General features: G+C 57.6%; 23 protein-coding genes. 7 read left to right on the top strand and 16 right to left on the bottom strand.

The annotated features are described in order from the left end of the window. The first annotated feature begins 106 nt into the window (after positions 1-106). Entirely contained in the window at positions 107-2872 is a 2766-nt protein-coding gene (locus tag H8S59_RS06400) for a beta-glucosidase (RefSeq protein ID WP_095098743.1), read from the top strand. 48 nt (positions 2873-2920) lie between these two features. Here H8S59_RS06400 and H8S59_RS06395 read toward each other — a convergent pair whose 3' ends face one another. Continuing rightward, positions 2921-3574 carry a TetR/AcrR family transcriptional regulator gene (locus H8S59_RS06395; protein ID WP_095098741.1) on the bottom strand — a complete coding sequence of 218 codons (654 nt, stop codon included), beginning with the start codon at positions 3572-3574 and terminating at the stop codon, positions 2921-2923. Between the two features lie 255 nt (positions 3575-3829). Here H8S59_RS06395 and H8S59_RS06390 point away from each other — a divergent pair, with 255 nt between their 5' ends. After that, positions 3830-4069 (top strand): hypothetical protein, encoded by a 240-nt coding sequence (locus H8S59_RS06390; RefSeq protein ID WP_095098738.1) that lies wholly within the window; start codon positions 3830-3832, stop codon positions 4067-4069. 4 nt (positions 4070-4073) lie between these two features. Here the strand turns inward: H8S59_RS06390 and H8S59_RS06385 are convergent, their stop codons facing one another. The 4 genes from H8S59_RS06385 to H8S59_RS06370 all read right to left on the bottom strand — a co-directional run bounded on the left by H8S59_RS06385 (position 4074) and on the right by H8S59_RS06370 (position 7631). Next, on the bottom strand, positions 4074-4868 hold the full coding sequence (locus H8S59_RS06385) for an ABC transporter ATP-binding protein (RefSeq protein WP_187520859.1): 795 nt from the start codon (positions 4866-4868) through the stop codon (positions 4074-4076). Beyond that, a complete protein-coding gene (locus H8S59_RS06380) occupies positions 4862-5860 on the bottom strand; it encodes an ABC transporter permease (RefSeq protein ID WP_095098732.1) in 999 nt (332 codons plus the stop codon). The genes H8S59_RS06385 and H8S59_RS06380 overlap by 7 nt, the downstream gene beginning before the upstream one ends. Then, positions 5847-6923 carry an ABC transporter substrate-binding protein gene (locus tag H8S59_RS06375; RefSeq protein WP_187520858.1) on the bottom strand — a complete coding sequence of 359 codons (1077 nt, stop codon included), beginning with the start codon at positions 6921-6923 and terminating at the stop codon, positions 5847-5849. Before H8S59_RS06375 ends, H8S59_RS06380 begins: the two co-directional genes overlap by 14 nt. A 171-nt stretch (positions 6924-7094) precedes the next feature. Continuing rightward, complete coding sequence (locus tag H8S59_RS06370; protein ID WP_187520857.1) at positions 7095-7631, bottom strand: GNAT family N-acetyltransferase; 537 nt, start codon at positions 7629-7631, stop codon at positions 7095-7097. Positions 7632-7731: 100 nt separating this feature from the next. Here H8S59_RS06370 and H8S59_RS06365 point away from each other — a divergent pair, with 100 nt between their 5' ends. The 3 genes from H8S59_RS06365 (at position 7732) to H8S59_RS06355 (ending at position 11732) form a co-directional block, all read left to right on the top strand. Further along, entirely contained in the window at positions 7732-8655 is a 924-nt protein-coding gene (locus tag H8S59_RS06365) for a LysR family transcriptional regulator (protein WP_187520856.1), read from the top strand. A 593-nt stretch (positions 8656-9248) separates the two neighbouring features. Beyond that, positions 9249-10832 (top strand): aldehyde dehydrogenase (NADP(+)), encoded by a 1584-nt coding sequence (locus H8S59_RS06360; RefSeq protein ID WP_187520855.1) that lies wholly within the window; start codon positions 9249-9251, stop codon positions 10830-10832. 153 nt (positions 10833-10985) lie between these two features. Then, positions 10986-11732 carry a FadR/GntR family transcriptional regulator gene (locus H8S59_RS06355; RefSeq protein WP_095098720.1) on the top strand — a complete coding sequence of 249 codons (747 nt, stop codon included), beginning with the start codon at positions 10986-10988 and terminating at the stop codon, positions 11730-11732. A gap of 60 nt (positions 11733-11792) precedes the next feature. On the opposite strand, the gene H8S59_RS06350 is transcribed toward H8S59_RS06355, so the two are convergent. After that, positions 11793-13412, bottom strand: coding sequence for a methyl-accepting chemotaxis protein (locus H8S59_RS06350; RefSeq protein WP_187520854.1), 1620 nt, complete (start codon positions 13410-13412; stop codon positions 11793-11795). A 397-nt stretch (positions 13413-13809) separates the two neighbouring features. On the opposite strand from H8S59_RS06350, the gene H8S59_RS06345 reads away from it, so the two are divergent. Then, positions 13810-14115, top strand: a complete 306-nt coding sequence (locus tag H8S59_RS06345) for a DUF6482 family protein (RefSeq protein WP_095098714.1) — start codon at positions 13810-13812, stop codon at positions 14113-14115. Here H8S59_RS06345 and H8S59_RS06340 read toward each other — a convergent pair. Continuing rightward, complete coding sequence (locus H8S59_RS06340; protein ID WP_095098711.1) at positions 14104-14367, bottom strand: DUF1652 domain-containing protein; 264 nt, start codon at positions 14365-14367, stop codon at positions 14104-14106. The genes H8S59_RS06345 and H8S59_RS06340 overlap by 12 nt on opposite strands. A gap of 149 nt (positions 14368-14516) precedes the next feature. Continuing rightward, on the bottom strand, positions 14517-16010 hold the full coding sequence (locus H8S59_RS06335; protein WP_187520853.1) for a helix-turn-helix transcriptional regulator: 1494 nt from the start codon (positions 16008-16010) through the stop codon (positions 14517-14519). 374 nt (positions 16011-16384) lie between these two features. Between H8S59_RS06335 and H8S59_RS06330 the strand changes: the two genes are divergently transcribed. After that, positions 16385-17638, top strand: coding sequence for an MFS transporter (locus tag H8S59_RS06330; RefSeq protein ID WP_187520852.1), 1254 nt, complete (start codon positions 16385-16387; stop codon positions 17636-17638). Positions 17639-17650: 12 nt separating this feature from the next. Here the strand turns inward: H8S59_RS06330 and H8S59_RS06325 are convergent, their stop codons facing one another. The 8 genes from H8S59_RS06325 to H8S59_RS06290 all read right to left on the bottom strand — a co-directional run bounded on the left by H8S59_RS06325 (position 17651) and on the right by H8S59_RS06290 (position 24167). Continuing rightward, positions 17651-18697: an AI-2E family transporter gene (locus H8S59_RS06325; RefSeq protein WP_095098702.1), complete on the bottom strand. Its 1047-nt coding sequence runs from the start codon at positions 18695-18697 to the stop codon at positions 17651-17653. A 99-nt stretch (positions 18698-18796) separates the two neighbouring features. Beyond that, complete coding sequence (locus tag H8S59_RS06320; RefSeq protein WP_187520851.1) at positions 18797-19627, bottom strand: DUF4892 domain-containing protein; 831 nt, start codon at positions 19625-19627, stop codon at positions 18797-18799. Positions 19628-19745: 118 nt separating this feature from the next. After that, positions 19746-20600 (bottom strand): alpha/beta hydrolase, encoded by an 855-nt coding sequence (locus H8S59_RS06315; protein WP_187520850.1) that lies wholly within the window; start codon positions 20598-20600, stop codon positions 19746-19748. Beyond that, positions 20597-21394 (bottom strand): alpha/beta fold hydrolase, encoded by a 798-nt coding sequence (locus H8S59_RS06310; protein ID WP_187520872.1) that lies wholly within the window; start codon positions 21392-21394, stop codon positions 20597-20599. Before H8S59_RS06310 ends, H8S59_RS06315 begins: the two co-directional genes overlap by 4 nt. A gap of 117 nt (positions 21395-21511) precedes the next feature. Then, entirely contained in the window at positions 21512-21955 is a 444-nt protein-coding gene (locus tag H8S59_RS06305; protein ID WP_095098693.1) for a hotdog fold thioesterase, read from the bottom strand. Positions 21956-22321: 366 nt separating this feature from the next. Further along, on the bottom strand, positions 22322-22777 hold the full coding sequence (sixA, locus tag H8S59_RS06300) for a phosphohistidine phosphatase SixA (protein ID WP_187520849.1): 456 nt from the start codon (positions 22775-22777) through the stop codon (positions 22322-22324). Further along, entirely contained in the window at positions 22774-23118 is a 345-nt protein-coding gene (locus tag H8S59_RS06295) for a DUF4389 domain-containing protein (RefSeq protein WP_027897936.1), read from the bottom strand. The genes sixA and H8S59_RS06295 overlap by 4 nt, the downstream gene beginning before the upstream one ends. A gap of 23 nt (positions 23119-23141) precedes the next feature. Next, the gene (locus H8S59_RS06290; RefSeq protein WP_095098687.1) at positions 23142-24167 is read right to left on the bottom strand and encodes an NAD(P)H-dependent glycerol-3-phosphate dehydrogenase; all 1026 of its coding nucleotides are present in this window, start codon (positions 24165-24167) and stop codon (positions 23142-23144) included. Positions 24168-24301 lie beyond the last annotated feature (134 nt).

The following is a 24301-nucleotide window of genomic DNA, read 5'->3' as shown; positions in this document are numbered from 1 at the left end:
AAGTCGCGAAGAAGGTGAAGTATTGCCCGAATAAAAGTTCGTGAGCAGTCAGACTTGAGCAGCCTTTAACAGCATAAAACTTGAAAATTGGTAGTCGGAGAAATACATGAACAAACGGAAAATGATCGGTGCGAAGTCTGCACTCGCTTTGCTGGCGCTGGCAGTATCACAGGTCCACGCAGCCACCAGCGCGGCCACTAGCCCATCCCTGGATGAAGGCAAGGTAAGCCGTGCCGAGAAGGCCGCAGAAAAAACCCTGAAAAAAATGACCCTGGAAGAAAAGCTGGCCTATATCGGCGGCACCGGTGGTTGGGACGTGAAGCCATTGACCCAATATGGCATCCCGCAGATTCATGGCGCTGACGGCGGCGTCGGCGTGCGTTACACCAGCGAAGGCAACGCTCAGGGCGTGGTTTACCCGTCCGGCCCTAACCTGGCGGCTACCTGGAACCCGCGTCGCGCTATCGATCTGGGTCGCGCACTGGGTTATGACACTGCCACCGGCGGCTACCAGTTTGTAACTGGCCCTGGTGTCAACCTGTACCGCATGCCCTACAGCGGTCGTGCCTTCGAGTACCTCTCCGGTGAAGATCCGTTCCTGGGTGCAAGCCTCAGCCCTGCTGTAATCAACGGCATTCAGTCCCGTGGTGTATGGGCAAACGCCAAGCACTACGCGGCTAACGATCAGGAAAGCAACCGCTTCAACCTGGACGAAACCATCAGCGAGCGCGTATTGCGCGAGATGACCCTGCCTGCCTTCGAATCCGCTTCGAAGAACAGTAAGGTCGCCATGATGATGTGCGCCTTCCAGAAAGTGAACGGTGAGTTCGCTTGCGAAAACGAACACCTGATGCGCGACATTCTGAAGACAGAATGGGGCTATCCAGGCTTCGTACAGAGCGACTACAACGCTGTAGTCCACGGTCTGAATGCCGCTCAGGCAGGCACCGACCTGGACATGATGGGCTATCAGATGAATAGCACCATCCTCAAGCCTTACCTTGACAGCGGTGAGCTGGACGTAGCGACCATCGATGACAAGGTCCGCCGCATCCTGAAGCAGATCTACCTGTACAAGTTCGACAGCAAAGCGCCGTTGACCGCGCACAACATGAACAGCGCCACCAGCAACAAAGTTGCTCTGAACGCTGCACGTGAAGGCATCGTACTGCTGAAAAACGACAACAACCTGCTGCCGCTGAACAAGCAGACGGTCAAGAAAATTGCTGTGGTCGGCACCCTGGCCAAGTACGCGCCGCCTACCGGTTTCGGTAGCGCCAACGTCATGGCAGCTCACTACATCAGCGAGCTGAGCGGTCTGCAGCAGCTGGCACCTAACGCCAAGGTCGAGTTCATCGACGGCTTGTCGCTGGATCCGAGCACCACGACCTGGAGCCACGCAGACAGCGATGGCAAAAGCGTCAACGGCCTGAAAACCGAGTTCTTCACCAACGCCAACTGGTCTGGTGATGCTGCGGCGACCCGTACCGACAAACACGTTGATCTGGACTGGTCCACCGACACCCTGCCAGTCAGCGGTGACACGTCGAACACTTCGATTCGCTACACCGGTCAGATCACACCGACCACCAGCGGCGATCAAGTGTTCAAAGTCCGTGCCGACGGTGCAGTACGTCTGTACGTGAACGGCAAGCTGATCCTCGACAACGGTGACGGCAAGCCACTGCCGAGTAACAGCATCCCGCCGACCATTCCAGTGTTCGCCAAGGTCAACCTGGAAGCAGGCAAGGCTTACGACATCAAGCTGGAATACTCGCGTCGCAACGGCTACCTCTCCACAATGGGCGGCCTGGTTGGCGTGCAAATGAGCTGGGCTTCGCTGACTGCTCCGCAGGACCTGTCTCAGTACGATGCCGTGCTGGTTGCAGTGGGTAACAGCAACGAATACGAAGGTGAAGGTTTCGACCACAGCTTCGACTTGCCGGAATTCCAGAACGAGCTGATTCAGAACATCGCCAAGGTCAACCCGAACACCGTGGTGACCATGCACGGCGGTACAGGCCTGAAGATGAGCGACTGGATCGACCAGGTTCCAGCTGCGCTGCACGCGTTCTACCCAGGTCAGAACGGCGGTCAGGCTTTGGCTGAAATCCTGTTCGGCAAGGTCAACCCGTCGGGCAAGCTGCCGATCAGTATCGAACGCAACATCGAAGATAACCCGATCTACGCGACCTTCCCGAAATTCGACAACGAAGAAACGCTGAAAACGATGAGCTACAAGGACGATCTGCTCCTTGGCTATCGTGGCTATGAGAAGAAAGGCATCAAGCCGCTCTATCCGTTCGGTTACGGCCTGTCGTACACCACCTTCGGCTACAGCAACATCACCGTTACTCCGGGTGTCGCAGTGGGCAACACGCCAATCAAGGTGTCGTTCGACCTGACCAACACCGGCAAGGTGGGTGGTTCCGAAGTGGCCGAGCTGTATGTTGGTCAGCAGAACCCGAAAGTCGAGCGCGCTATCAAGGAGCTGAAAGGCTACAAGAAAGTGTTCTTGAAGCCGGGCGAAAGCAAGCGCGTCACCATCGAGCTCAACGATCGCTCGCTGGCTTACTACGATGTGGACAGCAAGCAATGGGTCGTGGACGCAGACAGCTTCAACCTGTCGGTGGGCGCGTCGTCTCAGGATATCCGCCTGAACGCCAAGCTGGTCAACCCGTTCCGTCAGGAACTGTCGACCACCACCAGCAACCCGCTGCCACGCTCGGCGCTGAACTCGACGCTGCGTGATTCGGCAGTTAAAACCGGCGGCTTGCTTGATCAAGGCACCGGCGACACCGATACCAGCGAAGGTGATGGCTACGACACCACCGATGACACCACCACTCAAGGCAGCGCAAGCGGTAACTAAGCGCTGATTCAGGGATAGAGCCGGACCTCTCACGAGGTCCGGACGGGTTCAGGGACGAACTCTTATCGCTGCATCGACCCGTGCGATGTAGGTATCGAAACGCTCTACCAGATCGACTTTCTCCGGAAAGCGCAGCCACTGGACCTGCAAACCATCCATCATTGCCAGGATTTCCTGGACCAGTCCCGGCAGGTCGACATCGGCCCGCACCTCTCCCGCATTGACCAGATCGGTAAACTGTCCGATCAGCTTTCCGTAAATCAACTCGTAGCGATCCTGAAACCAGCTCCAGGCCGGATGACCTTCGACCAGGCTTTCTGCATTGAGAATCGTGAAAGCACGCACGACACCGGGTGCCGTGGCATTTGACCGGTTGATCGCACGCAAACTGCTCAGCAACCCCGTCAGGCTTTTATCGGTACGGACTTCTTCGGCGATTCGGCTGTTGGCCTTGTCACGCCGATCAAGCACACCCATCAACAGTGAAATCTTGCTTGGAAAGTGGTGCAAAAGCCCGGCAACCGATATGCCGACAATCGCCGCCACCTGAGCCACCGAGGCACCGCTGTACCCTTCCAGGGAAAACACCTGCAAGGCAGCATCGAGCAACTCTTCGCGGCGCTTCTCGCCTTTCGGCGCGCGACGTTGCTTAGGTCGATCGAGTGCTGCATCCGCCACTCCGGGCGGGGTTAACTGAGTCATTTCAAGCTCCTTGCCAGACAGGCAGCTACCCTACCGGCAAAGACAACCGGTCGCAATCATCAAGGCCGCCCTTAAAACTGAACGCCCGTTCCAGGTTGGCACGTTATTTTCAAGGGAATGGTGTCAGGCCGCTATTCGTCGCACAGCCGGACCAATCGTCCCGCAAGGCGCACCAATTAAACGTCTTGTACCCGCGTTTCGTCCAATAACAGTGCGGCGCAGTCGATACTCACGCCACCAGAAAGGAACCCGCTCATGTCCTATCTACTGATGCTCAAAGAGTCGCTGCTGTCTCGCCTTGCAATCAAAGTCACTCCCACCCCTGATCGCGTCACGGCCCAACCGGAGACGGTAAAAACCATCACCGCCTCGGACGCCGAAGCGGGCCAGGCGCATCTGGATCAGTTCGCGGATGGCGTGGAATGGGAAACCCTGCTGGTTGATCTGGCCTGCTTCAATGACGGGCCGGAGTATTCAGCCCAAGCCCGATTCTAAACGGCTACCAGCTCTCCCCTAGCCCGAGCAGCCCCAGAATCTGCTTGCGCAGGTCGACCAGATACGGATCGTCACGATGGCGTGGATAAGGCCGTTCGATGGTCAGCTGCGCCTTGATGCTGGCCGGGCGGTCGCTGAAAACGATCACACGATTGGCCAGCAGCAAGGCTTCTTCCACGTCATGAGTCACTAGCAACGCGGTGTAGCCCTGACGCTGCCACAGGTCGATCAACTCCTTTTGCATGGTAATGCGCGTCAGCGAATCGAGTTTGCCTAGAGGCTCATCGAGAATCAGCAGTCGCGGTTCATTGACCAACGCACGAGCGAGCGCCACACGCTGAGCCATCCCCCCCGATAGTTGCCGCGGATAAGCGCGGGCAAAACTGCTGAGGCCTACCGTGGCCAGCGCCGCATCGACTTTACCAGCGTGAGTCTTGAGCAACCCCTGAGCCTGCAAACCCAGTGCAACGTTGTCCCAGACTCGCCGCCACGGGTACAACGTCGGGTCCTGAAAGACCACCACGCGACTTGGATCAGGGCCCGCAATCGACAATCCATCAGCGAGCAAAGCGCCACTATCAGCGGGTTCCAGCCCGGCAACCAGTCGCAACAAGGTGGACTTGCCGCAACCCGACGGTCCCAGCAAAGCGACAAACTCTCCAGGGGCGACGTCCAGCGATACATTTTCCAGAACGGGCAAACGCTGTCCGTCCAGCGCAAATCCATGACTCAGGTTTTCAATCCGTAGCGCCAGGCCAGCCGGCCTGGAAACCGTTGAAGCAGATGCAGTGGCTACCATTTCATGGCTCCTTGTTGCCAGGCCAGCAAGCGATCGCGAATCAGGAACAGCCCGGAAATCAAGCCGGAACAGGCCAGCGCCATGATCAGCAACGCCGCATACATATTGGCGTAGGCAGCCCAGCCTTGAGCCCATTGCAAGTACCAACCGATGCCTGATTTCACGCCCATCATTTCGGCAACGACCAGCGTAGAAAACGACGCGCCCAGCCCCATGAACAGACCGACGAATACGTGAGGCAGTGCAGCCGGGATTGCCACGTTGAAAATCAGAAAGCCCGGCTTCGCGCCCAGCGTCCGGGCAACGTCGTAATAGGCTTTATCGACACTCGCGACCCCCGACCAGGTCAGCACCGTGACCGGGAACCAGGTTGCCAGTGCAATGAGAAACACGCTGGCACTCCAGCTGCTGGGGAACAGGAAGAAGCACAGCGGCAGCAATGCCGTGGAAGGCACTGGGCCCAGAATGCGCAGTACCGGGTGCAACCAGTAGCCGATGCTGGTTGACCAGCCAATCGCGACACCGGCAATAAACCCTGTCACTGCACCCAATGCGACGCCCGTGCCCAGTAATAGCGCCGAGTTCAACAAGCTGTCGGCCAGACGAGGCCAGTCTTCGACATACACATCCAGCAGCGCCTGTGGCGGCGCAAAGAACGGCACCGGCAACAATGCCAGCTTGGCGGTCAGCAACTCCCAGATTCCTAACAACACTGGCAAGGCAATCAGCCAGGCACCTGCGGGATAGGCCCGGCGCTGCACAGCGGGAAACCAGCGACCCAAAATACCCACCAGGCCGATCAACGCGGCGACCGCGAGGCACAGATTGGCCAGCCCCTGAGTCATGGGCCAGTTGCGGGTGGCGTTAGGAAAATAAGCGATCAGCAGCGCGACGCCAATCCAGGCGACAACGGCCACCGCCCCCTGCCGCCAGAAACGGGCAGGTGCTCGCTCAAGCGCGGCTATCTGCGACGCGGCTTCAATTGAAGACATCGGCGGTAATCTCCTTGGAGAAGGCCACGGCGTCGGTGCTCTTGCGAATCACTTCAACCGTCTGCAAATCGGTCACATAGTTGACGATTTCCTTGGTCAAGGCTGCGCCAACCGCATGGTGGCCATGGGTGTGGTCGTGAAGAATGGCTTTCACTTCTTCAACCGACGTGTTCAGGGCGTGAGCCTGGAAGCCCTTGGCGACGACCTCCGGATTTTTCACAGAGTAGTCATGAGCTTCGAGAATGGCCTGAGTCAAAGCCGCCGCGACGCGTTTCTCATCGCGCACCAATTTGCCGGTTACACCGACAACGCAGCAGCTGAGATTGGCGTATTCCTCGACAAGGTTGTTTGACAGTTCGCGAGCCTTGCCGCCCTGAATCAGGCGGTACATGAACGGGTCACTGCCACTGACTGCCTGTACTTCACCGCGCTCCAGCGCGGTGCCGAGCAAATCCGCCGGGAACAGCCGCCACTCGACGTCACGTACCGGGTCAACGCCGTGCTTCTTGAGCAAAATGGAAAAGAAGTTACGATCCGGGCTGGCCATGTCGGTGACGCCGATGGCTTTGCCCTTGAGGTCTTCGAGTTTCTGCACCGGGCTGTCGACGGCGCTGAGCAATCGCAGGCAGCCACCGTGGGTGCCCGCGGTGAGTTTGACGTCGAACCCCTGTTCCAACGCTTTGAGCCAGCGCAACGCCATGCCAACACCCGCATCCGCCTTGCCGGTAGCAATGGCTTCAAGCAGCACTTCAGTAGAGTTACCGAAGTTGACCAGCTCGACGTCCAGATTGTGTTTGGTGAAAAAGCCCTGACCGTGGGCGATCACGACAGGTGCCAGGCAGACCGCGTTGAGATTGACTGCCAGTTTGAGTTTGCGTGTTTCGGCAAGCTTGATGAATTCTCCGGTGCCTGCTGGCTCCGCACCACCGCCGCCAGCGTCGTGCCCGGCATGCTCGTCGGCAGCCCAGGCGAAACCGGGAACAGAAGCCAGTAACGGACTGGCCAAAGCAACGCCGGTCAAACCGAGCAAACGACGCCGGGTGAGTTGATCAAAAGCTGCCATGCAGGTATTCCTTGAGAAGTGGATAAATCGGGCCGTCAGCCGAAATCCCTTTTTTATAACTTTTCTCAAGGTTTCCAGTGACTGGTTAAAACCTTATCACCGGCTAATTTATTCCGAAAATGCATTTAAATTCTAAACTAATATGCAAATAGTCTATCGACTCTGCCTGCCTTACTGATCATTCGGAAGGCTGCCGCTACCATCGCCCAATGCTCGCTGCATCAACACTGTGTCGACCCAGCGTCCGTGCTTGAAGCCCACCGACTCAAAAACCCCGACCCGACGAAACCCCAGCTTTTCATGAAGCCGCAGAGAACCATGGTTTTCACTGTTGCCGATCACCGCCACCATTTGCCGCCAGCCGCCCTGCACGCAGTGCTCGATGACTGCAGCCAACAATGCCTGACCAATCCCCTTGCCACCCATGCCCTCAGCCATATACACCGAGTCTTCCGCCGTAAAACGGTAGCCGGGCCTCGGTCGATACAGCGTGGCGTAACCATAGCCCACCACTGCTCCAGCCAATTCGGCGACCAGGTACGGCAATTTGCGCGAAAGCACCTCCGCACGACGTTCCAGCATCTGCTCCACTGATGGCGGCTGCAGTTCGAAGCTGGCAATGCCGGTCAGCACATGGTGTGCGTAGATAGCCTGTACAACAGGCATGTCATCCTCGCGAGCAGTGCGCAGGATTAGATCGTGATTCATCTTCATTCTCGGTAACGATTGCAAGTGCGGCAATCATGCCGACCCCACCGACCTTAATAAAGCTATGATTAATCATCCTCAGCATAAGTAAAACTTTGCCATGCAAGCATTGAATCTGAATCACTTGAACAGTTTTTCCGAGGTCATTCATCAGGGCAGCTTTTCAGCCGCGGCCACTACGCTGAACCTCACGCAACCAGCGGTTAGCTTGCATATTCGCCTGCTGGAGCAACGCCTTAACCTGCGCCTGATCGAGCGCGTCGGCAAACGTCTGAAACCGACGGCTGCGGGGCTTACCTTGCTGAGCCATATCGGTCGTATTGATTCGGTGATTGATGATGCACTCCAGGATCTCGCCAGCCATGCTCAAGGCGTCGCCGGACAAGTCGTGATTGGCACCGGCGCCACCGCCTGCATTCATCTGTTGCCGCCGATCCTGAAAACCTTGCGCACGGCGTTCCCAAAGCTGGATGTACGGGTTTGCACCGGCAATACAGAGACTATCCTCAAAGCCGTGGAAGAAAACCGTATTGACCTCGCCCTGGTCACCTTGCCAGCGGCCGGTCGTAGCCTGCACGCCACAACATTGCTGGAGGACGAAATGGTGGCGATCTTTGCACCTGACCAGACCGACCTGAAGCCGTCGATCGATGGCGACGCCCTGAGCAGTTTGCCGCTGGTGGTATTCGAAGCAGGCAGCAGCACGCGCTTGCTGATCAACCAGTGGTTTCAGCATGCGGGTGTCAGGCCCAGCCCGGTAATGGAATTGGGTAGCATCGAAGCCATTAAAGAAATGGTCTCTGCCGGGCTGGGTTATAGCATCGTCCCACGTATTGCGGTGGCCAATGCTCACCATCAGCGTAACCTGCAAATCCGCAGCCTGACGCCACCTTTGAGCCGCAGTCTGAGCCTGGTGCTGCGCCAGGACAAACCGGTCAATCGCGCGCTGCGTGAGGTGATTGATGCGTTGCGGGGATTAAAGGTTAAGGGGACCGTTGCCGGGGAACCGAAAGTATCGACTTGAAATTCGGTAATGGGTGAAATTCTGTGTTCGCCTGCAAGCTTGATCTCGTAGGACCGGCTTTAGCCGGGAGGACGGTATTTCAGGCGAAGAATATTTAGAGGATGTCCCGACGCCCTCCCGGCTGAAGCCGGTCCTACGGAAGAGCGCAATCTCATGTGGGAGTCGGGCTTGCCCGCGATGAACGATAACGCGTTGAACCTGCTGAATCGTGGTGTCCCTATCGCGGGCAAGCCTCGCTCCCACAGGAATCACTGATGACGTGGGCAAACATAGAATTTCCCACAGGATCTATGCAATTCCGTAGGACCGGCTTTAGCCGGGAGGACGTCGGAACGTTCGCTAAATTTTTTCGGCGGAAACACCACTTTTTCCGGCTAAAGCTGGTCCTACGGGGTTAATGGCCAGCGGGTAAAATTGCAGGCCAGCATGGAATCTCCATGGTTGCGCAGTCATACCCATAGTTGTACGATGACTGTCAACATGTTGAGCCGTGCAGTTGCTGGTAAGCTCACATTACCGTCATCGAACGGTTGGCAGATCTCTAAGACAGGCATCAGCCTGATTAAACCCGCAAATAAAAACAGGAGACAAAGATGCCTAATGTTCTCGGCCACAACTTCATCGCAGGCGCACGTAGCGCACTTGGCGAGCCGCAACACAAAAGTCTCGACGCCACTACTGGCGAAGCCCTGCCCTACAGCTTTTACCAGGCTACTGACGCGGAAATTGACGCAGCAGCACTGGCAGCCAAAGGCGCCTTTCTTGAATACCGCCAGTTGAGCCCGGCTCGCCGTGCAGAATTCCTTGATGCTATCGCCGACGAGCTGGACCAGCTCGGTGATGACTTCGTCGCTATCGTTTGTCAGGAAACCGCTCTGCCAACCGCCCGTATTCAGGGCGAGCGCGGACGTACCAGCGGCCAGATGCGTTTGTTCGCCAAAGTTCTGCGTCGCGGTGATTTCCTGGGTGCGCGTATCGATCTCGCACTGCCGGATCGCAAGCCATTGCCACGCGTTGACTTGCGCCAATACCGTATCGGCGTAGGCCCGGTTGCCGTGTTTGGTGCCAGCAACTTCCCGCTGGCTTTCTCTACTGCTGGCGGCGATACCGCTGCAGCACTGGCGGCCGGTTGCCCGGTTGTGTTCAAAGCGCACAGCGGCCACATGGCGACTGCCGATCTGGTGGGCTCGGCGATCATTCGTGCAGCAGAAAAAACCAACATGCCGAAAGGCGTGTTCAACATGATCTTCGGCAGCGGTGTTGGCGAAGGTCTGGTCAAGCATCCGGCTATCAAGGCCGTTGGCTTTACCGGCTCCCTGAGCGGTGGCGACGCACTGTGCAAAATGGCTGCCGAACGTCCTGAGCCAATCCCGGTATTCGCCGAAATGTCGAGCATCAACCCGGTAGTCTTGCTGCCTGAAGCGCTGACAGTGCGTGGCGATACCGTGGCGAAGGATCTGGCGGCTTCCGTGGTGATGGGCGCAGGTCAGTTCTGCACCAACCCTGGCGTAGTGATCGGCATCAGCTCGCCGACCTTCACCCGTTTCCTGGAGCAGCTTCAGGAACACATGGGCGGCCAGGCTCCACAAACCATGCTGAACGCTGGCGGCCTGCGCAGCTACAGCAAAGGCGTAGAGCATCTGCTGTCGCATCCGGGTGTGACCCATCTGGCAGGCAAACCGCAGGAAGGCAAACAGGCTCAGGCGCAGTTGTTCAAAGCTGACGTCAGCCTGCTGCTCAACGGCGATCCACTGCTGCAGGAAGAAGTGTTCGGTCCAACGACTCTGGTGATCGAAGTCGCTGACGACGCGCAATTGAAAAGCGCGCTGCAAGCCCTTCGCGGTCAACTGACTGCCACCCTGATCGGCGAACAGAGCGATCTGCAGAAGTACCAATGGCTGGTGCCGGTGCTTGAAGAGAAAGTCGGCCGCATCCTGGTCAACGGTTACCCGACCGGCGTCGAAGTCTGCGAAGCCATGGTCCACGGCGGCCCATACCCGGCGACTTCCGATGCTCGCGGCACCTCGGTGGGCACGCTGGCCATCGATCGCTTCCTGCGTCCGGTCTGCTATCAGAACTACCCTGACAGCCTGCTGCCAGAAGCGCTGCAAAACGCCAACCCGCTGGGCCTCAAGCGCCTGGTGAACAGCGAGTGGAGCGATCAGCCAATCGCTTGAGACTGACATCTGTGAGGTCTCTGTGAGAAGAAATGGCGCGGCCCAAAAGCCGCGCCATTTGTTTATCTGAAGAGTTTTATATAGAGAGCTGCGCAGCGCCCGGAAAGATCCTTCGGCCCCCTGCAAGGCACGTATTTCCTCAGGTGGAACACCATGAATCCCACCCCGATTTTCGAACCGGCAGAGAGCGATCCGTCCATAAGACGTCCGCGTAATCTGACACTGGCGCTGGTCAACATCCTGACCAGCATGATTGAAGACGGTCAGCTCAAGGTCGGCGACAAGCTCCCGCCCGAAAAACACATTACCCAGGAGCACGGCGTCAGTCGTACGGTAGTGCGCGAGGCTATTTCGCACCTGCAATCCCACGGACTGGTGGAAACCCGGCACGGCATCGGAACGTTTGTGGTTCGGCAGCGAGTCGATCAAATCGATCCTCAGGCAGACCGCACGCTCAGCGACGTCATGGCAGTCATCGAGTTGCGTATCGGGATCGAAGTCGACTCTGCGGGCTTCGCCGCCCTGCGCAGAACCGAGGAACAACTGGCGCGTATGCGACAGGCGCTAAGCATCATTGAGGACCCGACTGTGAGCCGGGCCGAAGCGGCAGCCGCTGATTTTGATTTTCATCAGCAAATTGCCCTGGCCACCGACAATCGCTACTTCGCTGATATCACCGAACATCTGGGCCTGACGCTCATTCCGCGTAACCGCCTCAACTCGGCAGCGCTGGCCAACACGGCCATCAAGGATTACAGCGCCAGGCTGCGTCAGGAACATCACGACATTTATGCCACCATTGCCAACCGGGACTCAGACGGTGCCAAGGCCGCAATGCGTCGCCACTTGAGTAATATCCGTGAGCGCTTGCGTGCAGCGTATGAGAAACAGGGATCATGAACACCGACCGAACGCGCTGTAGCGACTGTTGCGTCGCTACAGCTTTCCCAGCCTGAAAAATTACAGGGCGAACCGTCCCACCAGCCTGTTCATGTCAGCCGCCAGACGCGACAGCTCGGAACTCGCCGCTGCGGTCTGATGAGCGCCCGTCGCGCTCTGGATGGACAGGTCACGAATACTCATCAGGTTGCCGTCTACCGAACGAGCCACTTGGGCCTGCTGCTCCGAAGCGGTGGCGATCATCTGATTCATTTCGTTGATTTCATTGATGGCTTTGGCAATCAATGTCAGCGCCGCGCCCGCTTCATGAGCCACACCCAATGTACCTTGCGCCTGCTCACAGCTCTCACTCATGGCTTTGGTGGCCTGCTCGGTGCCTTTGAGAATGTCACCGATCATTTGCTCGATTTCCTGCGTGGACGTCTGAGTACGATGCGCCAGCGCCCTCACCTCGTCGGCGACGACAGCAAAGCCTCGACCCTGCTCCCCTGCCCGCGCCGCTTCGATGGCTGCGTTCAAGGCCAGCAGGTTTGTCTGCTCGGCAATGGTGCGGATCACGTCCAGCACCTTGCTGATGTCCTTGGACTGTACCGCCAGACGCTGCACGTCACCGCTGGTGTTCTGCACGGTCTGACTGAGTCTCTCGATGGCAGTGACGGTGCTGGTAACCCGCGAAGCGCCGGTCCGAGTCGCCTGATCAGAAGCCTTGGCGGCATCAGACGCCGAAGCCGCATTACGGGCGACCTCGTCAACAGCCGCCGTCATTTCATTGACCGCCGTTGCCGCCTGGTCGATTTCGGTGTTCTGGCGCATCAACCCTTTGCTGGATTCTTCAGTGACCGCATTCATTTCCTCGGACGCCGAGGCCAGTTGGGTGGCTGAATCGCCAATCAGCTTGATGGTATCGCGCAGGTTATTTTGCATCTGTTGGGTAGAGCGCAGGAGGTCGGCAAACTCGTCCTTGCCGGTGATCGTAATTGTAGTGCGCAGATCGCCTTTGGCGATCATGTCATTGACCCGCAACATGTCGCGCAAAGGCACAACAATACTTTTAGTAAATAACACCGCTAGCACGATAGTTGCCAGTGCGGCGGCGACAATAATAAAAATGACAAACATCAAGCCACTGTCATAAGAAGCCTCGGACGCTTTACCCGCTTCGCCCGCCTCGTCGATATTCATCTGAACAAGCCCGGCCACTGCCTCTTCCAGAGGCCGCGTAACCGGCGTCACATTACTGGCTATATACGCCAGTGCCTCGGCAGATGCGCCTCGACTGACAAGCGCTGAAACCCCATCAAAAGCGACCAGCATTTTTTCAGAATTTTCAGAAACGGCCTTGAATAGCTGGCCTTCCCTGTCACTGGCGACAAAAGGGGCGTACGTCTGGATCTGCTTTCTCAGCTCATCACGGACGGTATTGATGGTCTTGACGGTCGCGGCGATTGCCTCCGGATCGGTCAGGGAAACCAGTCGGCGGTTCTCAAGGCGCAAGCGCAGCATGGCGGCGTTAATCCGGTCGGCGACCACGATACTGGCCAGCGCGTCCTTCTCCAGATCCGCAGCCATCGCGCGGATTTCTCCCATTTTCCATACTGAGATCCCCCCCAGCGCAACCAGCAGAATAGCGATAAACATAAAGCTGAGTGTTGCGCGCACCGATACCTTGAGGTTTCTCATTAACAGGCTTCCGTTTCAGATCTATTAGCATTCAATGTGAAACTATCGGCCATTAAAAATTAAGCTTGAGGTCATCTTAAAAATTGCAGCAGCACACTGTTTACTCGCATTAGTTGGAACACCTCACCCGTATTAAATTATTCGGCACGTTGAAAGCTGGCTGAAAGAAACAATGTATTGGGACGGGAAAAATCTGTGATGGGGTGTGTGCGTAAGCCGCTAAAAAATAACAGTAATAAAAACTTTCACTGATCAAACAGTCAGCTTTTTAATTTTCCAAACCCTGCATTGCTGTCAACTGACGACCACTAATCGGCGAGGTCCGAACTTGACCCGCGCATTTGTCTCAAACCTGAGCAGGCAGGCAATCGTCCGCCAATGTTCAAGAGGTAACATCATGGAACTGGGTAAATTGGCTGATCAGGTGAAGAAAGGCGAAATTGAAGCGGTCCATCTGGTCACGATGGAGGGAGGGTCCTACGTCATGCATGCGATGAAGGATGGCAAATCCCACCCTATCATCGATGCCAAGGGCAGCACGCTGCATATCGCGTCACTGGAAGAGGCACGCAAAAACCTGAAGGGCGTGCCTGAAGTACCGCTGTTCCTCGTCCAGCCCGCGGTCTATGACGAGATGGTCGGCTTGGGTACCACTGACCAGCAACCCAATCGCGAACCGATTCCCTGGAACTCAAGCCTGTGAAGAGGGAGCAACATCAAGTGGGTTCATTCCGACACTACCCAGCTCATCGCGTAATTCGCTGATAAGCGCCAACACGTCGTGCTGGGTTTTAACCTGATCCAGCGCAATGCCGATGACCATCAGGTCAACGCGTCCTGATTCTCGATCATAAATGCGTACGCTTAGGGATGCGTCTGCACTGATGACGCATTCGCATGCCAAGGGCTCAAAGCTGCCTTCGATTTCCTGACGGACCTGCGACAGCCAGCTCATTGCCGGCCACCTTGTACTTGCGAGCTCTTAAAAGTCTGCAACTGCTGCCCCTGACAAGGTCCAGAAATGGACCGTCAGGGTAAAGAAAACAGCGCCGAGATAAACAGACGAATTTGCACTGGTAGCACTAGTGCATTCGCACCACCAATCTAGTGCAGTGGCTTGCGGCCATCACTGGTGAAGAGTGCCCTCTCCCTTGCCCAGACAATAGCTTCAGCGCGGCTGTGTACACCAAGTTTGGAATACATGGTCGCTACGTGATTGCGCACGGTGTTGGGCGCGAGCTTAAGACGTGCCGCGATTTCCTTGTCGGCCAGGCCTTCGCAGATCAAGCCCAATACGTCCTTTTCCCGAGCCGTCAGGTCTGTCAACGAACAGCCTGGCAACTGCGGGGCTTTGCCTTTCTTCACGTTGGCCAGCTTTTCAATCAACGAGCGGGCAAACCAGGAAGCGTCCTGCATGACCTCTTCGATGGCCGCGATCAATTCCAGGTCGGATCGCTTGCGCTCCGAGATGTCCATCAGCACCAGCAGATAACAGGAGATACCCTGAATCACGACAGTATCGGCAGACAGTACGCAGTCGATGACCTCATCACCACGCTTGCGCACCTTGAGCTCCATACCTTCAATGCTGCCGGTCTTCTTCAATACCTCGAATATCTGTTCGCAGCTTTTCGGGTCGTCAATGAAGCCAAGCTCCTCGACAGATCGCCCGGTCAGTTCCTGCGCGGTGAAACCGGTGGTGTTAATGAAGGCATCGTTCACCTCAACCAAAAACTGCGATTCGGCGTTACACACCAGCGTCGGCACCGGGGTCAGGCGAAAGGCTTTGGCGAAGCGCTCTTCGCTCTGGCGCAATGCAGTCTCGACCTTGCGGCGGGGCTCCATATCCATGAAAGAAAACAGCATGCAGTCGTCTTCGCTGATGTCCAGCGGCTGTCCGGCGACGATCACCAGTTTGCTGCCGCCGTCGGGCAGCCTCAGCTCGGCCTGCATTTGCGGAATGGTTCCGCCGTCGTTGAGCCGCTCGATGGCGAGGTCTTTACGCTCTGCATTCTCGAGAACGTCAAGTTCATAGACTGAGCGCCCGATGACTTGCTCGCGGGTGTAGCCGGTCATCTCCAGAAAACCCTGATTGACTTTGATGTAGCGCAAATCGCTGAGCCTGCAGATAACCGCCGGTGCCGGGTTAGCCGCGAATGTACGTTCGAAACGCTGCTCGGCGCTGGCCAGTTCGGTAGCATCGGTGATAATGAGCGCCATCAGTTCGGGCTCACCGGAGCGACCTTCCAGCACCATGCTGCGCACTCGATGCACCCAGCATTTTTCATCGTTGCCCGTCGGCCTGACTTCCACCACGACATCGCTGAAGGATTCCCCTTGGGCGATCCGGCTGATGGGGTAATTGTCCAGCGCCAGTGGATGGTTGTTGCGGTATCGCAGATGGAACCGTGATGCATATTCCCGGACGTTACGACCCAGTTCCTTGACGTGTTTGACGCCGTGCATCTCCAACGCGGACTCATTGGCCCACAGAATGCTCTGATCCAGCTCGATCAACAGCACACCGTCCGACAGGCCCCCAATAATGCTCTGCAGTTGTCGACGATCGGTTTCTCTCTCAAGGACTGCCTGACTCATGGTTCCTCCGTTCCATGCCAACGAGCACCTGGCACGTCGCTGAAGCTTGTTGTTCAGCCACGGCAGATCATTGCCCAACGTCGGTATGACAGTGGAACTTTGTCGGGAATTCCAAAGAATTCAAGGCTGTCCGGCTGGAATGCCATTCGTGTTGGAGCGAGGCTTACCCCACTGGTGGGCGCAATGCGTCGTGGGACCGGCTTTAGCCGGGAAGAGGCCGGAACGGTCACAAAATCAGCTCGTCAGCAACACCGCTTTCCCGGCTAAAGCCGATCCCACGTCGAAATATTGCGCTCTTATGAAAATTCTGAGCGCAGCAAACCTTTTTCATAACCACCGCTCAAAGCTCAATCATCGACCAATCGAGACATCCCGTGGACGCCCATACCCAACGCCGCAACAACCGCTCACTGGATGCCCTGAATTTCTTTCTCGCCGATGTCCGCGACGGGTTAGGGCCATATCTGGCTATTTATCTGCTGGCAGTCCACCACTGGGATCCGGCGAGCATTGGCATTGTCATGACCGTGGCGGCGATTGCTGGTCTGGTGACCCAGGGACCGGCAGGCGCACTGATCGACAGCACTCATTACAAACGCGCTGTGGTCGCGATCGCAGCCCTGTTGGTGACGGCCAGTTGCCTGGTGCTGCCCTTCACTTCCTCAGTCAGCCTGATCGCCATAACCCAAGCAGTCAGCGGGATCGCCGCGTCGGTATTTGTCCCGGCCATTGCGGCCATTTCCCTGGGTATCACCGGTCCCAAGGCATTCACCCGGCGGACAGGACGTAACGAAACCTTCAACCATGCCGGTAACGCCTGCGCAGCGATGCTGGCTGGCGGCTTTGCGTACCTGTTTGGCCCTATCGCAGTGTTTTATCTGATGGCGGCGATGGCTGTTGCCAGCGTCATCGCGGTCAGTTGCGTGTCAGCCAAGGCGATTGATCATGATGTCGCCCGTGAGCTGGGTCATGGAGATCCAAAGAACGGCGCTCAGCCTTCCGGCTTCAAAGCATTGGCGGGTAACAAAACCCTGCTGTTATTTGCCGCCTGCTGCGCCCTTTTCCACCTGGCAAACGCGGCGATGCTGCCGTTGGTGAGCCAGAAGCTGGCACAGGTGAATTTGCAATTGGCAACGCCGTTGACCTCGGCCTGCATTGTCGCAGCCCAATGGGTCATGGTGCCTGTCGCGCTGCTGGTAGGTGCGAAGGCTGACGTCTGGGGGCGCAAACCCTTGCTGTTGGCTGGGTTTCTGATTCTGCCGATTCGCGGCGTGCTCTATGTGCTGTCCGATAACCCTTTCTGGCTGGTCGCCGTGCAATTGCTAGACGGCATCGGTGCCGGGCTATTCGGGGCGCTGTTTCCATTGGTGGTCAAGGACCTGACTCAGGGAACTGGACGTTTCAGCGTGAGCCTCGGGATCATATCCACGATATTCGGTCTGGGCGCGGCACTGAGCAACGGCCTGGCCGGACTCATCGTCCAGAACGCGGGCTATAACGCAGCGTTTCTGACCCTTGCGGCCATTGCCACGGCAGCACTGCTGTTGCTGCTGGCAATGCCGGAAACGCTAAGGGCCACAGAGCGTCCGGGAGGAGCGACGGACTCCGCCCTCCCGCAGACTGTGTGACGCTTCTTCACATCAAGTCCTGACTGGGCGCTCACTGCGTGCCCAGTCGGTGACCAGACTATAACCCACAGCCAGCAGCGTCGGGCCAATGAACAGGCCAATAAAGCCGAAAGCCAGCAGACCACCGAACACGCCCAGCAACACGATCACCAGCGGCAGGTTACCGCCACGACTGATCAGGTAAGGCTTGAGGACGTTGTCGACGCCACTGATGATGAACGTGCCCCAGATGGCCAGAAAGACGGCCATGCCATAGTTGCCATTCCACGCCAGCCACGCAGTCGCGGGAATCCACACCAGTGGTGGGCCCATCGGGATCAGGCTGAACATGAACGTCATGATGCCCAGCACCAAAGCGCCCGGCACCCCGGCAATCAGGAAACCGATCAAGGCCAGCACCGCTTGCGCAGCAGCGGTGCCGATCACGCCGTTGACGACTCGCTGGACGGTGCCTGCGACTAGATCCAGGTAATATTGCGCCCGGTCACCGATCAAGCGTTCCAGCAAACGCAGCACGAAAGCCGCCAGGCGCGGACCGTCGCGATAGAAGAAGAATACAAACACCAGACTCAAGGTCAGTTCGAGAATCCCGCCGCCGATCTGCGCGCTGCGCGCCAACAGCCAGTTACCTACCTGACCCAGGTACGGCTTGAGGGTCGTCATCATTGCCGCGCCCTGCTCGTCGATGCTGTTCCAGAAGGCGACCAGCCGCTCGCCAACCAATGGAACGCTGCCCAGCCAGCCGGGAGGATCAGGCAAACCGTCGACCTGAATATCCTTGATCAGCGCGGTCGCGTCACGTACGTGATCAGCCAGGTTGAAGCCAAGCCAGACCAGCGGCGCGGCCACCAGAACCATCCAGCCCAGACTCAGGATCAATGCCGCAAGGGACTCGCGGCCATTGAGCCAGCGTGTCAGCAGCCGCATCAACGGCCAGCTGGCAAATGCCAGCACCGCCCCCCAGAACAGTGCCGACCAGAATGGCGCCATCACCCAGACACAGGCACCGAGCAGCGCCAGGAGCAGGATCTGCACCAACAGGCGATCGTTATTGAACATGAGCAGTTTCCAAAAGAAGGATCAGGACATCAGAAGTGAAGCATAACGGCGAACAGTGACGACGTCAGTGTTCGCCGTGGACCCGCGTATGAACTGCAGTCAGCGAATCAGTTCGATAAGCAGGCCAGGTGTATCACCACTCCCCGCTTCCAGACGTGCCGCTCGTACGCCTTTGCTGATCAGCGCCTGACGCCATGCTTCGGCTTGCGGGCCGGATACTGTGGCACGCAGGCTGCTGTCGAGATTGAGGCCGCGGGACAGTAGCGTCAGCCACGCGTCCTGAGGAGCACCCACCAGTTTCGGGAGAGTCAGTTTGCCGGTGCTTTTCAGTTGCCGAAGCAGCGTTCCGGACGTGGGCATCAGGTCGCCTAGTGGCGCAGCGGAGTCGAACTGCTCCACATGCAAATAGGCTCGGCGATTACCCCGGGTAATGCTGTAGAGAGCGACCAGTGTGTCGGCTTTGGGCTCCGCCAGACGCAACAACAGATAAGCCTGTTGCTCGTCAGCGCCATACAATTTGGAGTTGCCGAATACCTCGTTGGCCCACAGGCTGCTCTCACCACAGTCCCGGGCCTGACACCAGAACAACAACTCGGCATTTTGCGCCTGCAAGGCTTCACGTGCGGCAGTGAACGCTTCATAGGAAGTACGTTCAGCAGGCAACTGATAGGTCACGCCAGTCACATTGCCCCTGGCGCTGACCTGACCGTCAAAGCGCAACTGGCCGCTGATCTTGCGGATCGAGCCCATGGGATAGATGCGTTCAAGCTCGGAAGCCGGACGATAATCGACAATTTCAGCGTCGGTCAGCCTTGGTACGATCTGCAGATCACTGCTGCCGGGAACGTCCGCAGCCCATAGCGACGTGCTGAGTGCAGAGGCACACAATGCCACTCCGAGCGCGCGGGTAAAACCAATAGACGCGCTCATCGCGGCACATTCGGGGAAATAGCGTTAAAGGGCAGTTCAAACGGTGTAGCGATACATAGATCCATCATGATTGATTCCTGTTTCAACACGCCCAGCCTCGACAGTTGCTCTGCGCAAGTCAAGGCGCAGCGAAGAAGCGATTGAAACAGTCTGCAACAGCGCCTGCCCCGGCTTCGTCGTTCAAATGCAGATGATGGCCTCCTGACAGGCTCGTAACCTCGAAAGGCAGACCTGAAAGCAGAGACTCGTTCTGCGCCAGTAACCCTTGAGAAGCTACTACCAAATGTGTCGGACAGCGGATTGCCTCGACGAACGCCATGGCTTGCTGGCGAGTAATCCGGATCGCCGAAGGCAACGTCAGCCGCCCGTCACTGCGCCAGGTGTAGCCACCGGGCACCGGCATCAGGCCACGCTGGGCCAGTAATTCAGCCGCTTCACGGGTAACGGCGACCGCTCCTTTCATTCGTGCGCAGATTGCCTGTTCCTGATCGGGGTAAACCGGCTTGCGCTTGTTCACCAGACGCAGTTGCGCCTGCAATGACTTGCCCAGTTGCTCAGGCGCGTTATCGGCCTCGCCCATGGGTGGAATCAGACCATCGATCAAAGCGAGTCGCGAAACCCGTTCGGGCAGCGCCCCGGCGAGAAACACCGAAATGATTGCGCCGAGCGAATGGCCGAGTAACGAAAACTGCTGCCAGCCAAATTGCTCGGCGACTTGCAGCACATCGTGAACGTAGTCCGCCAGTGCATAACCCGCACCCGGCGGCCGGTGACTGGAATGACCATGCCCGGCCAGATCCAGGGCGACGATGCGCAAGCCTTCGAGTTGCGGCGCCAGACGCGCAAAGCTGTTGGCATTGTCGAGCCAGCCATGCAGCGCGATCACCGGCTGGCCGTCCTCGGGACCATACAAGTGGGCTGCCAATTCGATATGCGGCAGGCTAAGGCGAACCTCTTCCACAGAATGACTCATACGCCAGCGCCTGCGGTCCAGCGGCTGAACAGCGATTTGAGCAACTGCGCTGTCGCTTCCGGTTGCTCGAGTGGAAACATGTGCCCGCCCGGCATGGACAGGTATTCCCCCAGCGGCATGCGCCTGACTGAACGAGCATGGTGGCGCATCACGACACGGCTGTGCTCCCCACGCACCATCGCCAACGGGAGTTTGAGCTGGCGGGAGAGCCCAGGGCTGGTGTGCGGCACACTGCGGTAAATACTGATTTCCGTGGCAGGGTCGAAACGTAGCCGTAGCTGTTCACCGTCGCTCTGCAAACCATACTGCAGATAGGCGTCGAAACACTCGGGGTCGAAGCGGCGGAACAGGGTTTTACCAGCGAAGTAACGACGCGCCGCCTCAAGATCGGCAAACGCCTCGCGACGTCCCAACGTGCGTCCGGCGGGGGTGATGCGGTCAATGAAACCAAATCGTTTGGCGGCACGGATCATCCATTGATCAGCCAGAGTCAGCACCGGGGAATCAAGCATGACGACGCCGCGATACAGTTCCGGACAGCGCATCGCCGCATGCAAGTGCAATACGCCGCCCAGAGAATGACCCACGCCCCATACGGGTTCGGGCTGCTCGCGCAAATGGTGAATCAGCTCATCCACCAGATTCAGCCAGTTATCATCCACTGGAAAGCGCGGGTCGTGAGCATGCTGCTCCAGATGGCTCACGATATAGTCCGGCGCCAGCGCGGAAAACAGTTTGCCGTAAGTGCCTGACGGAAAACCGTTGGCGTGAGCGAAGAACACCTGTTGCGACATGCCGAAGCACTCATTGAGCCGATCAGTGGTGATTGTGCGCAATGAGTTGCTGAGTCGGCAATGATCGTAACGGCCATCGCACATGACGATCCGGCCAATGCCCGGCACAACAGGCATCTAGCGTGCTGGAGGTTCCTGCCCTAGCGGCACAACCGCAACGGTCAGCCGGGAGATGCAACTGGCCTTGCCTTCTTCGCTGGTCAAACGGATATCCCAGACATGGGTCGTGCGACCGATGTGCACCGGGTGCGCCACGGCCGTAACCCGACCACTGCGCACGCCTCGCAGATGATTGGCGTTGACCTCGATGCCGACGCAGAAATACTTGCTGGTATCGATGCACAGGTAACTGGCTGACGAACCCAGTGACTCGGCAAGTACCACCGATGCACCGCCGTGCAGCAGGCCGTAAGGCTGATGAGTCCGATGATCGACCACCATGCTGGCAGTCAGGGAATCTTCGGTGAAGGACTCGAAACGGATATCGAGCAGTTCAAGAATGGTGTTTTTACTGTTGGCATTGAGTTGCTCAAGGTCCGGAGTTTCGCGCCACAGGCTCATAGTCAATCCTTGTCATGAAGCGCCCGAATACTGAGCGCGGGAGTTCATCTGCCTTGCCGTTATCAAACAGATTGCAATCAGCTGATATGGAATGTTTTGTGTAGGAGATTGCTCTCTGCCCTCACACAGCGCTGTCGCGAAGCGAACACGGACCCTGTAGGAGTGAGCTCGCTCGCGATTCGATTTCATGGTTAACGAATTTATCGCATTAACTGACGCTATCGCGAGCAAGCTCACTCCTGCATAGCCCTGCGTTTGCAGAGAGACAGCGCGGTGTCAGGGACACCGGGACGGCTCTTGCAGGTCCGCTGTGTCAGGGCACAGAGCGATTTCTTGTCAAAATAGCAACTGTCAGGATAGCAACAATCAAACGTGCCGAACGCTCAACAACTCCATCGCCCCGGCCAGTGCAAACTCCCCTTTCAACTCCGCCAGACTAGCTGTGCTCATGGGTTGCGCTTGCTGAACACTGCCATGCACCGCAAGCCCGATCAATGAGCCCACCAAAGGTTGATGGCTGACCAGCAGCACATCCTCAGCGGCATAGGCGTCCAGTTGACCAAGCACCTTGCCCGGGTCACTTTCCGGAGTCAGCCAGGGCACTGTAACCACGGACTCACTGAAGCCCAATGCCTGACGCACCAGCTCTGCCGTCTGCTGCGCCCGCACGTAAGGGCTGGCGAGGATTCGCGTCAGAGGCTTATTCAACAGGTGCGCTGCGCTTTGCAGCACTTCCTCACGACCATGGCCTGTCAGCTCGCGTTGCGCGTCACTGCGCGCATGTGCCTGAGCTTCACCGTGGCGCAGCACCCATAGCTTCACAGTTTGGGTTCCTCATCACGAACCGGATGCGCCGCAGGTGGAACACTGTGTGGCGTCTCACCTTCCGGCGCACGAGGGGTCGGCCAGTCAGCAAACGGCCAGGGTTTCTGATCACTGTGGAAAGTGCCGAAGCGGCCGATCTGCGCAAGAAACTGGCTCAGGCTGTCACCAAAATTCATCAGGCTGCCACTCGGCGCACCGTAGATCAGGCGATAGCCCAATTGCACCAGTACCACGCCTGCCAGCAGCAGTTCAGCCAGTTGCCAGATCACCACGAACAGCACCATCCAGAGGATGCGCAGCAAAATGGACTCGTCTTGCTTGATTTTCGACTCGTTCAAGATCTTCTCCCGGTATGAGTGTTTCAGTTGAAACCGGTAATGGAGATAAAGTCCACATCCGTTTTCGGCTCGGCACGCATCAACTGCTCAATGACCTGATTCAGCGTACGTCCCTCGAAAAGAATTGCATGCAGGCCTGCGACCAGCGGCATGTACACCTGCAGCTCATGCGCCTTGACCTTGAGCACCTTGAGGGTATTGACGCCCTCGGCGACTTCACCGAGCCGGTTGACTGCTTCCTCAAGACTCAAGCCCTGCCCCAGGGCAAAACCCACCTGATAGTTGCGACTCTTCGGCGAAGAGCAGGTCACGATCAGGTCACCGACACCCGCCAGCCCAAGAAAGGTCATCGGATTGGCACCCTGGCTGACCGCAAAACGGGTCATTTCCGCCAGTGCGCGGGTGATCAGCATGCTCTTGGTGTTTTCGCCCATGTCCAGCGCCACGGCCATACCGGCGATAATCGCGTAGACATTTTTCAGCGCCCCACCCAACTCCACACCAAAGCGGTCAGCACTGGCGTAGACCCGGAACGTCCTGCCGTGCAGCACTTCCTGAACCTGCTGACAGAGGTCTTCGTCTTCGCTGGCGACTACCGTTGCAGTCAACGCGTGCTCGGCAATTTCCCGCGCAAGGTTGGGGCCGGATAACACGCCAATGCGGGCCTTAGGCGCGATATCCTCGATGATCTGGCTCATCAATTTGAAGCTCTGCGCTTCGATGCCTTTGGTCAGACTGACCAGCATTTTGCCGGTCAGGCGCTCTACATGCGGCGCCAATACGCTGCGCAGTGCACTCGAAGGCAGGGCGACGAAAACCAGCTCGCATTCATCCAGCGTGGCCGCCAGGTCCGTGACGGGTTCAACCAGGGGCAGAATTTTGATGCCCTTGAGGTAGCGAGGGTTCTCGCGATTGACCCGAATGGCCTCGGCCTGTTCCGGGTCGCGCATCCATTGACGGACCGGACGACCATTCTCCGCCAGCAAGTTGGCCACTGCGGTGCCGAAGCTGCCGCCACCTAGAACCGCAACAGGTTGCTGTGTGGTCATAAAGACATCCATTTAGAGCCATCTCATCTGGCGATGGCGGCATTATACGGAGCATGGCGATGGCGGCCAGTGACAACCTTCATTGCCAGGTGGTTCTTGGTTGTTGAGGCGTGCGTCTATGGTGCAGTTATCTT

The sequence above is a fragment of the Pseudomonas folii genome (genome assembly GCF_014357575.1).
GTDB lineage: Bacteria > Pseudomonadota > Gammaproteobacteria > Pseudomonadales > Pseudomonadaceae > Aquipseudomonas > Aquipseudomonas folii.
Note: the sequence above shows the minus strand (reverse complement) of the source record. Positions and strands in the feature narration are given on the sequence as shown.

What these genes read in the sequence shown, in the direction of transcription:
- H8S59_RS06345 (WP_095098714.1), top strand. Translation starts at nt 13,810, where the DNA reads ATGGAACTGGGTAAATTGGCTGATCAGGTGAAGAAAGGCGAAATTGAA.
- H8S59_RS06315 (WP_187520850.1), bottom strand. Translation starts at nt 20,600, where the DNA reads ATGAGTCATTCTGTGGAAGAGGTTCGCCTTAGCCTGCCGCATATCGAA.
- H8S59_RS06400 (WP_095098743.1), top strand. Translation starts at nt 107, where the DNA reads ATGAACAAACGGAAAATGATCGGTGCGAAGTCTGCACTCGCTTTGCTG.
- H8S59_RS06355 (WP_095098720.1), top strand. Translation starts at nt 10,986, where the DNA reads ATGAATCCCACCCCGATTTTCGAACCGGCAGAGAGCGATCCGTCCATA.
- H8S59_RS06340 (WP_095098711.1), bottom strand. Translation starts at nt 14,367, where the DNA reads ATGAGCTGGCTGTCGCAGGTCCGTCAGGAAATCGAAGGCAGCTTTGAG.
- H8S59_RS06380 (WP_095098732.1), bottom strand. Translation starts at nt 5,860, where the DNA reads ATGTCTTCAATTGAAGCCGCGTCGCAGATAGCCGCGCTTGAGCGAGCA.
- H8S59_RS06375 (WP_187520858.1), bottom strand. Translation starts at nt 6,923, where the DNA reads ATGGCAGCTTTTGATCAACTCACCCGGCGTCGTTTGCTCGGTTTGACC.
- H8S59_RS06335 (WP_187520853.1), bottom strand. Translation starts at nt 16,010, where the DNA reads ATGAGTCAGGCAGTCCTTGAGAGAGAAACCGATCGTCGACAACTGCAG.
- H8S59_RS06365 (WP_187520856.1), top strand. Translation starts at nt 7,732, where the DNA reads ATGCAAGCATTGAATCTGAATCACTTGAACAGTTTTTCCGAGGTCATT.
- H8S59_RS06360 (WP_187520855.1), top strand. Translation starts at nt 9,249, where the DNA reads ATGCCTAATGTTCTCGGCCACAACTTCATCGCAGGCGCACGTAGCGCA.
- H8S59_RS06390 (WP_095098738.1), top strand. Translation starts at nt 3,830, where the DNA reads ATGTCCTATCTACTGATGCTCAAAGAGTCGCTGCTGTCTCGCCTTGCA.
- H8S59_RS06385 (WP_187520859.1), bottom strand. Translation starts at nt 4,868, where the DNA reads ATGGTAGCCACTGCATCTGCTTCAACGGTTTCCAGGCCGGCTGGCCTG.
- H8S59_RS06310 (WP_187520872.1), bottom strand. Translation starts at nt 21,394, where the DNA reads ATGTCGCAACAGGTGTTCTTCGCTCACGCCAACGGTTTTCCGTCAGGC.
- H8S59_RS06325 (WP_095098702.1), bottom strand. Translation starts at nt 18,697, where the DNA reads ATGTTCAATAACGATCGCCTGTTGGTGCAGATCCTGCTCCTGGCGCTG.
- H8S59_RS06350 (WP_187520854.1), bottom strand. Translation starts at nt 13,412, where the DNA reads ATGAGAAACCTCAAGGTATCGGTGCGCGCAACACTCAGCTTTATGTTT.
- H8S59_RS06290 (WP_095098687.1), bottom strand. Translation starts at nt 24,167, where the DNA reads ATGACCACACAGCAACCTGTTGCGGTTCTAGGTGGCGGCAGCTTCGGC.
- H8S59_RS06395 (WP_095098741.1), bottom strand. Translation starts at nt 3,574, where the DNA reads ATGACTCAGTTAACCCCGCCCGGAGTGGCGGATGCAGCACTCGATCGA.
- H8S59_RS06370 (WP_187520857.1), bottom strand. Translation starts at nt 7,631, where the DNA reads ATGAATCACGATCTAATCCTGCGCACTGCTCGCGAGGATGACATGCCT.
- H8S59_RS06305 (WP_095098693.1), bottom strand. Translation starts at nt 21,955, where the DNA reads ATGAGCCTGTGGCGCGAAACTCCGGACCTTGAGCAACTCAATGCCAAC.
- H8S59_RS06320 (WP_187520851.1), bottom strand. Translation starts at nt 19,627, where the DNA reads ATGAGCGCGTCTATTGGTTTTACCCGCGCGCTCGGAGTGGCATTGTGT.